We start from the raw sequence: 15,685 nt of genomic DNA, 5'->3' as shown, positions 1-15,685 counted from the left end.
CCCTCCTGAGGATTAGCGGCCGCGCCGGGCGAGAATATCCGAAATCTGCCCTTGCGGCCGGGTGCGAGTCAGCGCGAGCAACATACCCACCGCGATCCCCGAGGCAATGACCGAAGAGCCACCGTAACTGACGAACGGCAAAGTCATGCCTTTCGCGGGCAAAAGACGCACCGCAACGCCCATGTTGATGATCGCCTGCACGCCGAAAGCGCAGGCCAGCCCCGCACCGGCGAGCCGGGTGAAGGGGTCGCGCTCCCGCATCAGGCGCAGGAGCGAGCGGATCACAACGGTCGCGTAAAGCGCGATGATGCAGAGAACGAGAATGAGCCCGTATTCCTCGGCCGCGACCGCGATGATGAAATCGGTATGCGCATCGGGCAGAGACCATTTCACCGAGCCCTGCCCCACGCCGACCCCGAAGAACCCGCCTTCTTGAATGGCGTTCGTGGCGTAGCCGATCTGCGTGCGCGGATCGACTTCGGTCGACAGGAAGCCGTTGATCCGGCGCGCGAAATGTTCGGAGAAGTTATAGGCGAAGAAGCCGCCCGCGACGGTCATCGCGCCGATCCCGGTCAGCAGCGCGATCGGCGCGCCCGAGATGAAATACATCACCGACCAGGCAAAGAGCACCAGCGAGGCCTGCCCGAAATCGGGTTGCAGCGCCAACGCGACCACGATGATCGCCATCAGCAGGAAGGAATAAAGCCGCCCCTTGGGTCCGCCCACCTCATGGGCCGCGGCCATGAACCAGGCCGAGATGATCACGAAACCGGGCTTGAGAAACTCCGATGGCTGGATCGAGGCAAAGCCGAAGGAATACCAGCGCACGGCCCCTTTGCCGAAATCAGTACCCAGAACCGGCAGCAGCATCACGGCGATGAAGGCGCCCGCGAAACCGATTACGCCGATGCGGCGGATCTGCTTGGGATCGAGCATCGACATCGCGAACATCACCACCAGCGCGAGCGTGCCGAATACCGCCTGACGTTTGACATAGTAGAAGGGTTCGAGCCCGTTGCGCTCCGCCAGCGGCACCGAGGCCGCCAACCCCAGCAACATGCCAAGGCCGAAGAGCATCATCACCGCGCCGAGCGCCCATTTGTCGATGGTGCGCCACCATTTCGGAAGGATGGGTTCACCGGCCCGCACGGGGACGGTGCCGAATGCCATTTCTGTCATGGGCTATACTGCCGTTTCTGCCTCGAATGCGCCCGTTTGCCGGGTCTGAGGAAGAATCTAGACCAAAAGCTTTGGCCTGACTAGGAAAAAGCCCGCGAGTGGGGTTTCCCGCAGGCAGTTCACCCGAAGATGATCAGGTTCGACGAAGCGATCGCGTAGAGCGTCGCGAGCCCGAATCCTGCAAACCCCGCCATCGACCAGATCACCTGCCGCCGGATCATCGCGGGCAGCTTGTCCGCAAGGCTCTCACGATTGCGAAAGAGCGACAGCATCCCCGCGCCCACGCCCAGCCCTGTCCCGAGAAACAGGGGGATATAAAGCGCATAGCCGTAGTAATTGTATTCCGGCTTGAGGATGCAGAACGGGCAATGGTGGTTGGGATATTCGTAAATATAGGGCGCGATCACCGAAACCACCGCCGTGAGCGCCAGCGCGAACATCAGCGCCGAAAGGAACGCATAGGCGAGCGCTCCGCGCCCGCTCCAGAGCACCACCGCCCCCGACACGGCCACGGCGAGACCTGCAAACCCCAGCAGCCAGAGCGACATCCCCGGCCCGATCGAGGCCATCTCGTTGGCGAGCCCCGCATTGGCAGGCGTGAACAGCTTGGAACAGCACGACGTGATGACATCCGTGTGCATGTTGAGAAAATAGGCCAGCTCCGTACCCGCATCCGCCAGAACCAGCGGCACGATGGCGAGCATGACGCCGTATTTCACCTTGGTCAGCGGGTAGTCGCGGCCCATCCGGTCGGCCCTATCGAGCATCAGCCAGAGCGTCGCCGCAAAGAACACCCCGATTTTCAGATAGAGCGCCGGGAAGCCGTAACCGTTCACGTTGAGCGTACCCACCGCGCACATCGCCCCCACGAAGAGCGACGCCATCCGGTCGGCATTGAAGACGAACAGCAGAAGCGCCGCGAGTTCCGCCAGCATGACAGCGGCGAAGAGGGTCGAGACCAGTTCGGTCGCGCGCTCGCGCTGCAACTGGGCGCGGCTCATATCGGCGAGGTTCCAGCGCCGCAGCACCTGCACCGCGAAACCGCCGGACCAGAGCGCGGTGAGGCTCGCAAGCCCGGCGACCAGCAAAAGCGCCATGATCGGGGTCTGGAAGATCATGCGAATTCTCCGAAGATCGCGCCGTCGCGCATCTCGACCACCGCATCCACACCTTCGGCATCCCAGATGCGCGGGTCATGCGAGGTCATGATGACGGTCTTGCCCTCGGCCCGCAGCGCCCGGACGATTTCGAGGAAACGCATGGTCAGATCGGTGTCGAGGTTCGCGGTCGGCTCGTCGGCAATCACGATCGGCGCGTCGTTGATCAGCGCGCGGGCAATGGCGGCGCGCTGGGTCTCGCCACCCGAGAGGAACTCGACCGGCATCTGAGCCTTGTCGGCCAGATCGAGCGCCGCGAGCCGCTCCAGCGCACGTTCGCGCACCTTCGCATGATCGCCGCCCAAGGGAGCTGCAGGCAGCATCACGTTCTCGATCACGGAGAGGCCCCGGATCAGGTTGAAACGCTGGAAGACGAAGCCGAAAGTGGTCCGGCGCAGCTCGGTCAGGAAGCGTTCGGGCAGGCCCGAGACCACTTCGCCGTCGAGCGTCACGCGGCCGGTGGTGGGCCGCGCCATGCAGGCAACGATGGACAGAAGTGTCGTCTTGCCCGAGCCCGACGGGCCCTTCAGAACGGTGATTGCGTCGCGCGCGATCGTCAGGTCGATGCCCTTGAGCGCCTGCACCTCGTTCGGGCGGCCCTCGTTGTAAAGCTTGGTGACGGATGTAAGTGTGATCATCTTCCCCTCCTCACCGCATGACCGCATCGGGATCGCCCGAGGCGACGCGCCAGATCGGCACGAGGGTCGCGGCGATATAGGGCACGATGGTCAGAAGCGCCAAGGTCAACAGTTCGAGCCCGTCCACATGAGGCGCGAGCGCGAAATCGGGGTAGATCACCGCCCAGCCTTTCAGGATCGGTGCAAAGAGTGGCGCGCCGAAGAAGAACACATGGGCGAAGGCGGTGACGGTGCCGAGCAGAAACGCCCCGAGCGAGACGAGCCCGCCCTCCCAGAGCTTCATCGCGATCACGTCGCGCGTATCCCAGCCGACCGCCTTGAGAATACCGATCTCGCGCATTTCCTCGGCCGAGAGACCCGAGGCTTTTTCGGCCGCGAAAATCACGAAGGCGAGGATGCCCGCGGCGGCGAGCGCGGCCAACAGCCCCTCGCGCCAGTCGAAGAGCTTCTGATAGGTCCGCTCGATATCGCTGCGGGTAACAAAGCGCATCTGCGGCAGCGCGTTCGAGCCTTTCTCGACGATGGTGGCGACCTCGTTGGGGTTGCGGACCGTCGCCACGACATCGGTATAAAGGCCGGCCGGGATCTCGAAGAAATCGCGAAAATCGGCCTCGTTCATCAGCATCAGATCCGAGGTCATCAGCGCGGAGTCGCTCTCGAAGGCGCGCGCGACATCGAAGCGTTTCAGATCCCCCTCGTAGCGCGAGAGGAACAAGGGCGCGCCGGACCATTTGAAGCCGCGCGCGCGCGGAATGCCCTCGCCCACGATGACCGAGCCGGGTTCGGGGATCATCTCGGGGTCATCGGGCACCATCACCGTGTAATTGGCCCCCACGATCCGGTCGTAATAATAGCCCCAAAGACGCGGCTTGGCCGAGGTCACGCCCCGGATCTTGCCGATCTCCTCGGCGACCGAACCCTCGATCAGATCCTGCCGCCCCATCGTGATCTTCTGCACCGTCACCTCGGGCGCGTCGCGCAGCACCGCAGAGGTCTCGAAGCGCAGCGAAGCCGCGAAGAACATTGCCGAGGCCAGCACGAAGACGACGATCGCATAGACCGCGACCAGCGCGATATTCTTGCCTTTGCGCCGCGCGAGCGAGGCCAGAGTGTAATCGGCCAGCGCACGCTGGCGGCGAAGCCACGGGGTCATTTCTTGGCCTCCGGTTCGAAAATCAGCCAGCCGTTTCCGGGTAGGTCCGGCACCGGCACGATCGTGCCCGAGGGGAAATGGTCGAAGCCCATCGGGTGATCCTGAAAGGGGGTATTGAGATCGGCGAGCGCGGGATGGCGCGTGTAGCGCGCCTCCGTGAACAGCGCCGTGTCGGTCAGGCCGAGCGCCCGCACGAGGCCCGCCTCCTTCGCCAGCCGCGTGTTGCGCGCGGCGCTGGCGAAGGCGGTGTAATAAAGCTCGATCGCCAGCAACGCGGCTAGAGCGCCGAGGACGATGAACACCGGGGTCGTGGGACGGCGGGCCTGCATCAGTCGGTCTGGCCGTTATCGAGACGGGTCAGCAGATCGTCCTTGACCTCGTCAAAGGCGAGCGTGCGCTTGCCCTTGTGATCTTTCAGGAAGTCGCTTGCATCGGCCTCGTTCATCAGCGGGATCAGCTCGTGGCCCATCGGACCGAGCACATCCGAGCCGATCGCATAGATCGCGCCATGCGCCTCGATCATCTTGAGCGAGTAATATTCGGTCACACCCATGCCCTTGATCTGATCGGCGGTCCGACCTTGGGCGTATTTCTCCATGTCGTGCAGGTATTTGAAGAAATCCTTGGCCCCGTCGAAGTGATCGGCATGGCCGTCTTCGTAAAGCACGGTCGCGACCCATTCGGGGTATTTCGCCACGAACATGCCGCAGACCGGACAGGTATCCTTGGGGCCAGGCTTGGGCAGGTCGATCGGGGTGGCCGCGGCCTGTGCGAGTTGCGGGGTGACGCCAAGCCCCATCGCGGCAGAGGAGGCCGCCATCAAGGCCAGCATCCGGCGGCGCGAGGGGCGCGGGTTCTGGTGATTGCACATCTGGGAACTATCCTTTCGGCCGCGAGACGGTCATCGCTCGAGCGACGAGCTTCGCGGATCGTGTCGGCAGGAAAACGGGACCGGATCGCTCCGGCCCCGCTTGTCGATGGATGGCCTTACTCGGCCTTCTTCATCTCGCCTGCTTTCATACGACGCTCGGCGCGGCGCTTGCGGATATTGATCGTGTCCTTGGCCATGTCGACATAGGCCACGGTCAGCGCGCCATCGAAATCGGTCAGCTGCGCGCTCGGGGTCGCCGCCGCCTCGGCCTTGGCCTTGTCGGCATAGGCCCATTTCGACGAGCCGGTCATCGTGCCCGGCTTGCTGCTGTCGATCACGAAGGTCATCGTGGCGGTATCGGCCAGCGGCTTGATCTTCTCTTCCGAGCCGGCATCGCCCGCGTAGATCGTCCTCGGACCGCGGTCCATGTTGATCGAGAGCGAAATTGCCGAGCAGTGGATCGAGCAGGTGCCATCCACGCTGTCATCTTCATAGACGATGAGCTGGCGGGTGTGGCTGAACATCTGACGCATCATGCCGCAATAGGGGCAGCGCGGATATTTCTCGAACTCGTTCTCGAGCGGGTTGGTGTCCTTCTTGAGGAAACGGGCAAGCCCGTTCTCGTCGGTCCATTCCCAGGGCATCTGCTGCATCATCTGGCCCTCGGCATTGGCGCCTTGCGCGGCAACGAGAGCAACCCCGGTCGAGGTGGTGAGCAGGAAGGTACGGCGGTTCATGGTTTTCCTCCTAGGCCTTGAACGGGGGCATCTTCGCGCCCGGCAAAGCCGATGTCATTGAGCTGATTGTCACGATTTGATGTGCATGCGGTCCATGCGCGCCCACGGATAACGGGTCGCGAAGGGCCGCGATCAGCCGACGGGAGGAGCCCGGATCGGGGTCTGGGTGTCGCGGTGCAGCTTGAGCCCACCCTGCGCCCGAAGGGACAAGAAGGGCGCGGGGGCCAGCTGGGCCGCGAAGATCGGCAGGGGAGTGGCCTTCGGCGCGTCGAAACCGCACACGCTCGCACTCGAGCAGACGGCACAATCGCTGTTGGAGCCGTGGCCATGTCCCGTCGACCCGGCAGGCGCGGTCGGGTTCGAAACGACCCGCCCGTCCGGCGTCATCAGGACGATCCCCTCGCCCGTACAGATCTGGAGGAGACCGAGACGCGCTCCGGGCGCGGCGCGCCCGAACTCTGCCGCTGCCGCGGCGCCGATGTGATCGGCATAGAACAGGGCCTGAAGCAGCATCGCGACGAGCGCAAGCACCCGTCCCGATACCAATCGCCGGGCCATTCGTTCTGTCGAGTGCCTCACGCGTCCCTCACGAAACCTCGCATTCGGGTGAGAGATTAAGACTGCGGCGGGTGAACGCAAGAGTTCATTGTGCCGCAGCCAGGCGAAACGGCGCGACGGGCGGCGCGCTCTGCGGAGCGCGCGACAACCCGACGGAACCGCAATAGTCGTGCAAGAAATTTTCGGGCAAACCCCGGGGACAGGGGTTGGGGGCTTGCCCGACCATGCACGGCTAGGGGTGGGGTAAGAGCCTGAAGGCCCGGGGAACTAGGCCCGTGCATGGTATCGATCTGGCGTCTGACACGCCTGCAAGACGCCCCCTCGGGGAAGCCCAGCGGGTGGGTCAGGCTTAGGGCAGGCTTGCGGAGCGCGCCAAGCGTCGCTCCGCAGCCCCCCGCAGGAGCCGCATCGCGGCGATCGGGACCAAGGCAGCCGCCGCGAGGAAATAGAGCCAAGCAGGCTCTCCTCCCGTCAGGCAGATGATGACGAGCACCACCATCGGCTCCCAAGTCCCGGCCCGCCGCAGCGGCGTCCGGACGGCAACGCGCGCCCCTAGCTGCCCTTGCCCGGATCTTCGCCGAGCGGGCGGCTCCCTCACCGGATCACGGTCAGAGGCAGAAGGGGCGCGCATCACCGGCGATCACTCCTCGACGGGCTCGATCGTGTCGGTCACCCAGGCATTGCGGATGCGGACCGCGTCGCGCAGCTGATCGCGATAGCGGCTCACAGTGCCCTGCCCCAGCTCGCCGTCGCGAATCTGGTAGCGGTTCTGCGTCTGGGTCTGCGTGCGGGTGCGGGTCTGGGTCTTGAGCTGCAACACGTCGCCCGATTGCGCCGAGACACCAGCACCGCCGCCAGCGCCCTTGCCACCGCCCGACCCGTTCGGACCCTGCGCCAGAGCAGGCGAGAGCGAGGCCAGACCGAGGCCCGCGGTGAGTGCGGCAGTGAAGAGAATGGTGCGTTTCATGTTGAACTCCTACGAATCGCTGTGAGGCCCGTTTGCCTCGATGACCCCGTTCTGCCATGCTCGCCCTGACACCATCCTGACGCTCTCTGTCAGCGTCCTGTCAGGTCGGATCGGCTATGGAGTCCGGATGAAAACTCTCGTCACCTTCCTTCTTGTTGTGCTGCTGGCCAGCCCGGCGCTCGCCCAACGTTCGGGCGGCGGCGGAGGCAATGGCGGTGGCAACGGCGGAAGCAATGGGGGCGGCGGGTCGAGCGCTTCGGATCATGATCGCGCCCGCTCGGCGGTGGAACGCAACGAGATCCTGCCGCTCAACCGCATCCTTGCGACCCTGCGCGAACGCCAGCGCGGGCGCGTCATCAAAGTCGATCTCGAACAACAAGCGGGCCACTACATCTACGCGCTCAAGCTGATCACCCCCGAAGGACGCCTCCTTGAACTCGAGGTTGACGCCGCCACCGGTTTGCCGATTGCTAAGGCTGGGAAAAGCGGGTTCGACGAGGGGAACTGATGCGCGTCTTGGCGGTCGAGGATGACCAGCGGATTGCGGCAGATCTGAAAACGGCGCTGGAGGCGGCGGGATTTCTCGTGGAGACCTGCGAGGATGGCGAGGACGCGTGGTTCCTCGGCGACACCGAATCCTATGACCTCGTGATCCTCGATCTCGGCCTGCCCGGAATGGACGGTCTGAGCGTTCTCAAGAAATGGCGTGCGAATGGCCGCGACATGCCGGTGCTGGTGCTGACCGCACGCGGCGCCTGGACCGAGCGCGTCGAGGGGATCGACGCGGGCGCGGATGATTACCTGCCCAAACCCTTCCGCATGGAAGAAGTGATCGCACGGGCGCGCGCGCTGATCCGGCGGTCGGCAGGTCGCGCCACCGCGTTGCAGAGCGCGGGCGAGCTGACGCTCGATGCGAACCGCATGAGCGTGGCGATCCGCGGCGTTCCTGTGCCGGCAACCGCGCTGGAATATCGCCTGCTCTCCTATCTGATGCTGCATCGCGAACGGGTCGTGCCACCGACCGAACTGCTCGAACATCTCTATGGCGACGACGATGCGCGCGAAGCGAATGCGCTTGAGGCCGTGATCGCGCGGCTCAGGCGCAAACTCGGCCCCGGCGTGATCGGCACCCGGCGCGGCTTCGGCTATTTTCTCGAAGGGAGCGGCGCGTGACGCGGCCCTCGCTGCGGCTGCGGCTTGCCCTCGCGGGGGCGGTGGCGGTGGTCGTGGCGCTGGCCTTCACCTCGGCGGCACTGACCACGCTCTTTGCGGCCCATGTCCAGCGCCGCGCAGAGGCGGAACTCTCGGTTCAGCTCGATCAGGTCGTGGCCGGTCTCGGGCGCGATGCGCAGGGCCTGCTCGGGCTTGAGACACCACCCACAGATCCGCGCTTCGAACAACCGCTGAGCGGGCTTTACTGGCAAGTCGATACCGGGACGGCGGTGCTGCGCTCGCGCTCGCTGTGGGACTACGTACTGCCGCTCCCCCCTGACGCGCTGCCTGACGGACAGATCCACACCCATATCCTGCCCGACCCTTCGGGCGGCGCGTTGCTGACCCTCGAACGGATCGTGACGCTTCCCGACAGCCTCGGCGGCGGGGTGAGCCGCGTGGCGGTCGCGCTGACCACTGCCGATCTCGACGAGGCCCGCCGCGCCTTCCTGCGCGACCTGCTGCCCTATAACGCGATTCTCGCGGTGGCGCTGATCGCCGCGGGCTGGGCGCAGCTTTTCATCGGCCTGCGCCCGCTTGCGACGATCGGCGAGCGTGTCGCGGCCGTGCGCTCGGGCAAGCAGAACCGGATGGGCGAGGATTTCCCGAAGGAGGTCGCCCCGCTGGTGGCCGAGGTCGATGCGCTGATCGCCGCACGCGAAGCGGAACTTGAGCGCGCCCGCCGCCGTGCCGCCGATCTCGCGCATGGCTTCAAGACGCCGCTTCAGGCGCTTCTGGGCGAGGCCGACCGGCTGCGCCAGACAGGGCAACACAACGCGGCCCGATCGATCGAGGAAATCGCCGCCGCGATGAGCCGCCATGTCGATCACGAACTGACCCGAACGCGCCTGGCCGGACGCAGCCGCGCGGCGAAGACGCAGGTCAGCCCGGTGATCGAACGCGTCGTGTCGGTCGTCAGCCGCACGCCGCAGGGCGCGGAGCTGAGTTGGCAGATCGACGCGAGCGGCGCCCCCTTGGCCGCGATCGACGCCGACGATCTGACCGAAGCGCTTGGTGCGATCGTCGAGAATGCGAGCCGCCACGCCACGAGCCGCGTCACGATCCGCGCCCGCGATCTGGGCGCGCAGGTCGAAATTACGGTCGAGGATGACGGGCCGGGGATCGAGCCTTCGAGGATCGACGAAATGCGCAAACGCGGCGCGCGTGCCGATCAGAGCGGGCATGGGCTGGGTCTCTCGATTTCGGCCGAGATCGCCGAGGCCGTGGGCGGCGCGCTGGAGCTGGAAAACATCGCGCCGGGGCTGCGCGTTCGGCTTCTTCTGCCTGCGGTGCTGGGCTGAGACCGGATGCCGTTCGAGTGTCTCCATGACAGCCCCCCCTACCGCGTCGATTTTCTCGATGGCGCGGGCGAGGATCTGGTGATCGCCTTCTCCTCGATCGGCCATGACGCGACCCGCCCGTCCACGCCTGAATTTGTCGCCACCGCCACCGGGCGCGGCACACCGGACCACCCTCGCAGGGCTCTGTTCGTGATGGATGCAGACCGCAGCTGGACGAACGATCCCGGTTTTGCCCCGGCCCTGCGGACGGCGCTGGAGCAGGTCACCGCGCGCCGCCCGGTCCGACTGATCGCAGCGGTAGGGCTCTCCATGGGGGCCTTCTCGGCGCTCGCGGCAACGCAGGTTCTCAAGATCGACACGGTGCTGGCCCTTGGGCCGCAATACGCAGTGGCGCCGGGTGTCGTGCCGGGAGAGACGCGCTGGTCAGACTGGACAGACCGGATCACGGAGTATCGCTGGCCAACCGCCCCGATCCCGCCCGCGACTTGCTGGACGATCCTGTGCCACGGCGCGCGGGATGATCTCGCGCAGGCCATGCCCTTCCCGCGCGCGGCCCATATCGATCACCTGATCTTCCCCGAACTCGGCCATTCCGAACTCGCCCCGCATCTGAAAGCGCGCGGTGGACTGTCGGGAATGATGGAGGCCGCCCTTGCGGGCGACCGCCGCCGCCTGCTGCGCATCGCCAGCGCCGCCGGGGCCGTGCGGCGCGAGAAATTCAGCCCATGAGTTTCGCGGCAAGACGGTTTTGCGTCTCGATCACCCGCGGCAGGTCGATCGTCACGACCTGCCCGTCGCGCACCACCTGACGCCCCTCGACGAAGAGATGTTTCACCTTGGGCGGCCCGCACAGCACCAGCGCCGCGACCGGGTCCCAGGCCCCCGCCGCCTCCAGCCCCGAGACATCCCAGATCGCGACATCCGCGCGCTTGCCGGGCGCGAGCATCCCACAATCGGGCCGCCCCAGAACCTGCGCCCCACCCAGCGTCGCGATCTCCAGCGCCTCGCGCGCGGCCATCGCATCGGCCCCGTTCCGGACCCGCTGCAACAGCATCGCCATGCGCGCCTCGCCAATCAGGCTCCCCGCGTCATTGGAGGCCGAACCATCGACGCCCAGCGCGACTTTCACCCCCGCATCGCGCATCTGACGCACGGGCGCGATGCCCGAGCCAAGGCGACAATTCGAACAGGGACAATGCGCGACGCCCGTGCGCGAGCGCGAAAACAGGTCGATCTCGCCCGCGTCGAGTTTGACGCAATGGGCGTGCCAGACATCGTCGCCGGTCCAACCCAAATCCTCGGCATATTGCCCCGGACGGCAGCCGAACTGTTCCAGCGAATAGGAAATATCCTCGTCATTCTCGGCCAGATGGGTGTGCAGCATCACGCCCTTGTCGCGCGCCAGCAACGCCGCATCGCGCATCAGCTCGCGCGAGACCGAGAAGGGCGAGCACGGCGCGACCCCGACGCGGCACATCGCGCCCTCATTCGGATCGTGGAAGGCGTCGATCACCCGGATGCAGTCGTTCAGGATCGCCTCTTCGCGCTCCACAAGGCTATCGGGCGGCAGACCGCCATCGCTCTCGCCAATGCTCATCGCACCGCGCGTGGGATGGAACCGCAGGCCCAGTTCGGCGGCAGCGTGGATCGTGTCCTCAAGCCGCGCGCCACCGGGATACATGTAGAGGTGATCCGAGCTCGTGGTGCAGCCGGTCAGCGCCAGTTCCGCGAGCCCCACCTGCGCCGAGACGCTGATCTCCTCGGGGCCCATCTTCGCCCAGATCGGGTAGAGCGTCTGCAGCCAGCCAAAGAGCAGCGCATCCTGCCCCCCCGGCACCGCGCGCGTCAGCGTCTGGTAGAGGTGATGATGGGTGTTCACGAGCCCCGGCGTGACGACACAACCCTTGGCCTCGACCACCTCGCCCGCGCTTTGCAGCCCCGGCCCGACAGCGGCGATCTGTCCGTCGCGGATCAAAACGTCCGCGCCTTTCAGCTCGCGCCGGGTGCCGTCCATCGTGACGACCACCTCGGCGCCCCGGATCAAGATCTCGCCCATCGCGTGTTCCCTCTGGCTGGTTTCACCAGAGCCTAGACCGCGTCGATGGGCGAAGACCAGAGAGGCTCAGCGCCCCATTGCGTAAAATTCGGGGTTCGGCGGGATCGCGGCCATGTTCACCAAGCGGTTAGACAGGCCGAAAAACGCGGTGATCGCGCCAATATCCCAGATGTCGTCATCGGTGAAACCATGCGCGCGCAGTGCCTCGTAATCGGCTTCCTCAACCTCCTGCGCGTTGAGGCAAACCTTCATCGCGAAATCGAGCATCGCGCGCTGCCGGGGCGTGATCTCGGATTTGCGATAATTCACCGCGACCTGATCCGCGATCAGCGGGTTCTTGGCGCGGATGCGCAGGATCGCCCCGTGGGCAATCACGCAATACTGGCACTCATTGGCCGCGGAGGTCGCCACCACGATCATCTCGCGCTCGGCAATGGTCAGGTTGCCGGGCTTTTCCATCAGCGCGTCATGATAGGCGAAAAAGGCGCGACATTCGTCGGGCCGGTGCGCCAGCGCGAGGAAGATATTCGGGATGAACCCGGCTTTCTCCTGAACCGCCTCGATCCGCGTGCGGATATCCTCGGGCATGTCGGCGAGTTGCGGCACCGGGTGCCGGCTGATCTTGTGATGCATTCAGGGTCTCCTCTCTCCCGCCGCCACTATGCACAGTCGCGGCGCGGTCGAGGAAGTGACGTTGCGGCACTCCGGATCAGGCGTCGAGAGCGATCCAGACCGGCACGTGATCGGAGGGCTTGTCGCGGCCGCGGATTTCCTTGTCGATGCCCACATCGCGCATCAGATCGGCAGCCTGCGGCGAGAGCAGCAGGTGGTCGATCCGGATGCCGTTATTCTTCTGCCAGGCCCCTGCCTGATAATCCCAGAAGGAATAATGGCCGGGCCCCTGCACGCGGGCGCGGAATGCCTCGGTGAAGCCAAGGTTCAGGATCTCCCGGAAAGCCGCCCGGCTTTGCGGCAGCGCCAACGCATCGCCGCGCCACGCTTCGGGCTTTGCCGCGTCCTCATCCTGCGGGATGATGTTGTAATCGCCCGCCATCACGACAGGCTCTTCACTGGCGAGCAATTCTTCGGCCCGTGCCTTCATCCGTGCCATCCAGGCGAGCTTGTAGGCATATTTCCCGCCCGCGAGCGGCGCACCCGTGTCGTCGAACTCGACCGGGTTGCCATTGGGCAGGTAGAGCCCACAGAGCCGCACCGCCACCTTGCCCACCACCGTCGCCTCGATCCAGCGGGCCTGTTCGTCACTGTCATCGCCCGGCAACCCGCGCGTCACATCCTCGAGCGGCAGTTTCGACAGGATCGCCACCCCGTTGAAACTCTTCTGCCCATGGGTTTCGACCTGATACCCCAGCTCCTCGAACAGCTCGCGCGGGAAGGCCTCGTCGACCGATTTGATCTCCTGCAGCAGGGCCACATCGGGCTCGGCCTCCTTGAGCCAATCGAGCAGCGCCTGATGACGCGCCTTGATGCCGTTGATGTTGAAGGTGGCGATTTTCATGGGCGGCAGCTCCGGCTTGGGTCTGGCACGGGTGTAGCGTCAAGCCGGGCCGGGAGACAAGAGCGGGGTTCGCGCGGGATGCGGGCAGCCAGCCCCGAGTCGCGCCCGACCCTCATTGCCTGGAAAATGAAAAAGCGCCCGTTAGGGCGCCCTTCCTGCTCATCGAAACCGACCTCAGCCGATCGTCAGATCCAGCGTGATCTCGCAATTCAGCAGCTTCGAGATCGGGCAGCCGGCCTTCGCCCTTTCCGCCGCCTTACGGATCGCCGCCTCGTCGCCCGAGCCTTTCACGGTCGCGGTCAAAGCCGATTTCGTCACCGCGAACCCGTCCTCCTGTTTCTCGAGCGAGATTTCCGCCTTGGTGTCGATCACCACGTCGCTCACCCCGGCCTCTTCCAGCCCGAGCGACAGCGCCATCGAGAAACAAGCCGCATGGGCCGCCCCGATCAGCTCTTCGGGGTTCGAGCCCGGCTTGTCCTCGAAGCGCGTGTTGAACCCATAGGGCTGGGCGCTAAGCGCACCGCTCTCGGTCGAGACGGTGCCGCCGCCCCCCTTGATCGTGCCTTCCCAATGGGCGGATGCGTGTTTGCGGATCATGGCGTTCCCTCCTGTTGCTGTTCGCCATCAGCATAACAGACTCGCAGGAAAAGTTGTTCCGCTCAGATATTGCGCCCGATCAGCCGGTCATATTCCTGGATCGCGAACCGGTCGGTCATCCCGGCCACGTAATCGAGCACCACCCGCGCCAGCGCCTCTTTCGCCTCCGGCCGCGTGCGATCGCCGCCCGCGATGCGCGCAAGCGCCACCTCGTCCTGCCAGTCCTCGGGCAGCAGCTCGGGGCGCTCCATGAACAGCGGAAACAGCGCGTTGACCATCTCGGTCACGCGCTTGCGCTCCACCACCACCGAGGGCGCGCGATACATACGCTGGAACAGGAACTGCTTGAGCACCTTGAGGCTCTGGTAGAGTGGCTTGGAAAATCGGATGATCGGCCCGTCCATATGCCGGATATCGTCAACCGATTTCGGCCCGAGCGAGGTCAGGCGGTTCTCGGCGACATGGATCACATCCTCGACCATCACGCCAAAGACCCGGCGCAGCGCCTCATGCTGGCGACGCGACCGGTCGAGCCCGGGATGCAGACGATCCACTTCCGCGAAACACTCCCCGATCATCGGCAGCTCGCAAAGGTCCTCTTCGGTGAAGAGCCCCGCACGCAACCCATCATGCAGGTCGTGGTGGTTATAGGCCACGTCGTCGGCCACGGCAGCCACCTGCGCCTCGGCGGATGCATTGGTCTCCAGCTCCAGATCCCATTGCGCATCGACCTCGGCCAAAGCGTAGGGAAGCTGGTCGCGGCTGGGGAAGCTGTGCGAGCCGCCCTTGTCCGAGATCGCAGGCCCGTTGTGCTTGGCGATGCCTTCCAGCGTCTCCCAGGTCAGGTTCAGCCCGTCGAAACCGGCATAGTGCTTTTCGAGCTTGGTCACGATGCGCAACGCCTGCGCATTGTGATCGAACCCGCCATAGGGCGCCATCAGCTCGGCCAGCGCATCTTCCCCGGTATGTCCGAAGGGCGGATGTCCCAGATCATGCGCCAGCGCCACCGCCTCGGCCAGATCGGTATTGAGCCCCAAGGCCCCCGCGATGGTGCGCGCCACCTGCGCCACCTCGATCGTATGGGTCAGACGGGTGCGGTAATAATCGCCCTCATGCTCGACGAAGACCTGCGTCTTGTGCTTGAGCCGCCGGAACGCCGAGGAATGGATGATCCGGTCGCGATCGCGCTGGAAGGGCGAGCGAAAGGTGGACATGCTTTCTGAGTGAAGCCGCCCGCGGCTCTCGCCGGGCTGGCAGGCATAGGGCTTAAGCACTGGAAAAAACCTCGTCTTGTCGGCACGCCTCGCCCCTCCTATATCTCGGATGTGACGGAAATACAGGCCCCGCGGGGCCAGGAAGGCCAATCCGATGCAACTGCCCCCGAAAGTGACCGATCGCGCCTTCGCGCGGCTGGCGGAAATCAACGAAGGTCGTGACGCGCCGCAGGCGCTGCGCGTGGCCGTCGAGGGGGGCGGCTGTTCGGGCTTTCAATATGACATCAAGCTCGAAGAGACGGCCGCCAGCGACGATATCGTACTCGAGGGCGCGGGCCAGAAGGTTCTGATCGACCCGGTCTCCCTGCCCTTCCTCGAAAACGCCGTGATCGACTTCACCGACGAGCTGATCGGCGCGCGTTTCGTGATCGAGAACCCGAACGCATCAAGCTCCTGCGGCTGCGGCATCTCCTTCTCGATGTAACGCCGCGCCCCTGGCGCAGGCAGGACGCTCCGCGGGGGATATTTG

At 65.3% G+C, this 15,685-nt stretch carries 19 protein-coding genes; 5 read left to right on the top strand and 14 right to left on the bottom strand.

The genetic code is table 11. The features are described from left to right. Positions 1-12 precede the first annotated feature (12 nt). The 9 genes from TP2_RS15620 to TP2_RS15580 form a co-directional block, all read right to left on the bottom strand. Positions 13-1,179 carry a peptidoglycan glycosyltransferase FtsW gene (locus TP2_RS15620; protein ID WP_038079406.1) on the bottom strand — a complete coding sequence of 389 codons (1,167 nt, stop codon included), beginning with the start codon at positions 1,177-1,179 and terminating at the stop codon, positions 13-15. A 119-nt stretch (positions 1,180-1,298) separates the two neighbouring features. Then, on the bottom strand, positions 1,299-2,297 hold the full coding sequence (locus TP2_RS15615) for a hypothetical protein (protein WP_038079405.1): 999 nt from the start codon (positions 2,295-2,297) through the stop codon (positions 1,299-1,301). Then, positions 2,294-2,974, bottom strand: coding sequence for an ABC transporter ATP-binding protein (locus tag TP2_RS15610; protein ID WP_038079404.1), 681 nt, complete (start codon positions 2,972-2,974; stop codon positions 2,294-2,296). Before TP2_RS15610 ends, TP2_RS15615 begins: the two co-directional genes overlap by 4 nt. Before the next feature lie 10 nt (positions 2,975-2,984). Continuing rightward, positions 2,985-4,127 carry an ABC transporter permease gene (locus TP2_RS15605; RefSeq protein ID WP_038079403.1) on the bottom strand — a complete coding sequence of 381 codons (1,143 nt, stop codon included), beginning with the start codon at positions 4,125-4,127 and terminating at the stop codon, positions 2,985-2,987. Next, a complete protein-coding gene (locus tag TP2_RS15600) occupies positions 4,124-4,456 on the bottom strand; it encodes a hypothetical protein (protein WP_051692724.1) in 333 nt (110 codons plus the stop codon). Before TP2_RS15600 ends, TP2_RS15605 begins: the two co-directional genes overlap by 4 nt. Continuing rightward, positions 4,456-4,998 (bottom strand): nitrous oxide reductase accessory protein NosL, encoded by a 543-nt coding sequence (locus tag TP2_RS15595; protein ID WP_038079402.1) that lies wholly within the window; start codon positions 4,996-4,998, stop codon positions 4,456-4,458. Before TP2_RS15595 ends, TP2_RS15600 begins: the two co-directional genes overlap by 1 nt. Before the next feature lie 116 nt (positions 4,999-5,114). Next, positions 5,115-5,735, bottom strand: coding sequence for a nitrous oxide reductase accessory protein NosL (locus TP2_RS15590; RefSeq protein WP_038079401.1), 621 nt, complete (start codon positions 5,733-5,735; stop codon positions 5,115-5,117). Between the two features lie 132 nt (positions 5,736-5,867). Continuing rightward, entirely contained in the window at positions 5,868-6,293 is a 426-nt protein-coding gene (locus tag TP2_RS15585) for a DUF2946 family protein (protein WP_157617150.1), read from the bottom strand. Positions 6,294-6,933: 640 nt separating this feature from the next. Continuing rightward, positions 6,934-7,260: a hypothetical protein gene (locus TP2_RS15580; protein WP_038079397.1), complete on the bottom strand. Its 327-nt coding sequence runs from the start codon at positions 7,258-7,260 to the stop codon at positions 6,934-6,936. Positions 7,261-7,300: 40 nt separating this feature from the next. Between TP2_RS15580 and TP2_RS15575 the strand changes: the two genes are divergently transcribed. From TP2_RS15575 to TP2_RS15560, 4 genes are read left to right on the top strand one after another with little or no spacing between them, the layout of a single operon-like run. Then, entirely contained in the window at positions 7,301-7,768 is a 468-nt protein-coding gene (locus tag TP2_RS15575; protein ID WP_084714369.1) for a PepSY domain-containing protein, read from the top strand. Beyond that, complete coding sequence (locus tag TP2_RS15570; RefSeq protein ID WP_038079394.1) at positions 7,768-8,433, top strand: response regulator transcription factor; 666 nt, start codon at positions 7,768-7,770, stop codon at positions 8,431-8,433. The genes TP2_RS15575 and TP2_RS15570 overlap by 1 nt, the downstream gene beginning before the upstream one ends. Then, the gene (locus TP2_RS15565) at positions 8,430-9,773 is read left to right on the top strand and encodes a sensor histidine kinase (RefSeq protein WP_038079392.1); all 1,344 of its coding nucleotides are present in this window, start codon (positions 8,430-8,432) and stop codon (positions 9,771-9,773) included. Before TP2_RS15570 ends, TP2_RS15565 begins: the two co-directional genes overlap by 4 nt. Before the next feature lie 6 nt (positions 9,774-9,779). After that, entirely contained in the window at positions 9,780-10,502 is a 723-nt protein-coding gene (locus TP2_RS15560; protein ID WP_038079390.1) for a hypothetical protein, read from the top strand. Here TP2_RS15560 and TP2_RS15555 read toward each other — a convergent pair. The 5 genes from TP2_RS15555 to TP2_RS15535 all read right to left on the bottom strand — a co-directional run bounded on the left by TP2_RS15555 (position 10,492) and on the right by TP2_RS15535 (position 15,216). Next, positions 10,492-11,829 (bottom strand): 8-oxoguanine deaminase, encoded by a 1,338-nt coding sequence (locus TP2_RS15555; protein WP_038079389.1) that lies wholly within the window; start codon positions 11,827-11,829, stop codon positions 10,492-10,494. The genes TP2_RS15560 and TP2_RS15555 overlap by 11 nt on opposite strands. A gap of 66 nt (positions 11,830-11,895) precedes the next feature. Continuing rightward, a complete protein-coding gene (locus TP2_RS15550) occupies positions 11,896-12,462 on the bottom strand; it encodes a peroxidase-related enzyme (protein WP_038079388.1) in 567 nt (188 codons plus the stop codon). A 76-nt stretch (positions 12,463-12,538) separates the two neighbouring features. Then, positions 12,539-13,345, bottom strand: a complete 807-nt coding sequence (gene xth, locus TP2_RS15545) for an exodeoxyribonuclease III (protein WP_038079386.1) — start codon at positions 13,343-13,345, stop codon at positions 12,539-12,541. Positions 13,346-13,519: 174 nt separating this feature from the next. After that, entirely contained in the window at positions 13,520-13,942 is a 423-nt protein-coding gene (locus tag TP2_RS15540) for an OsmC family protein (RefSeq protein ID WP_038079384.1), read from the bottom strand. Positions 13,943-14,004: 62 nt separating this feature from the next. Then, on the bottom strand, positions 14,005-15,216 hold the full coding sequence (locus tag TP2_RS15535) for a deoxyguanosinetriphosphate triphosphohydrolase (RefSeq protein ID WP_038079383.1): 1,212 nt from the start codon (positions 15,214-15,216) through the stop codon (positions 14,005-14,007). A gap of 94 nt (positions 15,217-15,310) precedes the next feature. Between TP2_RS15535 and TP2_RS15530 the strand changes: the two genes are divergently transcribed. Continuing rightward, positions 15,311-15,640, top strand: coding sequence for a HesB/IscA family protein (locus TP2_RS15530; protein WP_038079382.1), 330 nt, complete (start codon positions 15,311-15,313; stop codon positions 15,638-15,640). Positions 15,641-15,685: the final 45 nt, after the last annotated feature.

The organism is Thioclava pacifica DSM 10166, assembly GCF_000714535.1.
GTDB classification, from domain to species: domain Bacteria; phylum Pseudomonadota; class Alphaproteobacteria; order Rhodobacterales; family Rhodobacteraceae; genus Thioclava; species Thioclava pacifica.
This window is presented reverse-complemented; position numbering and strand designations above follow the sequence as displayed.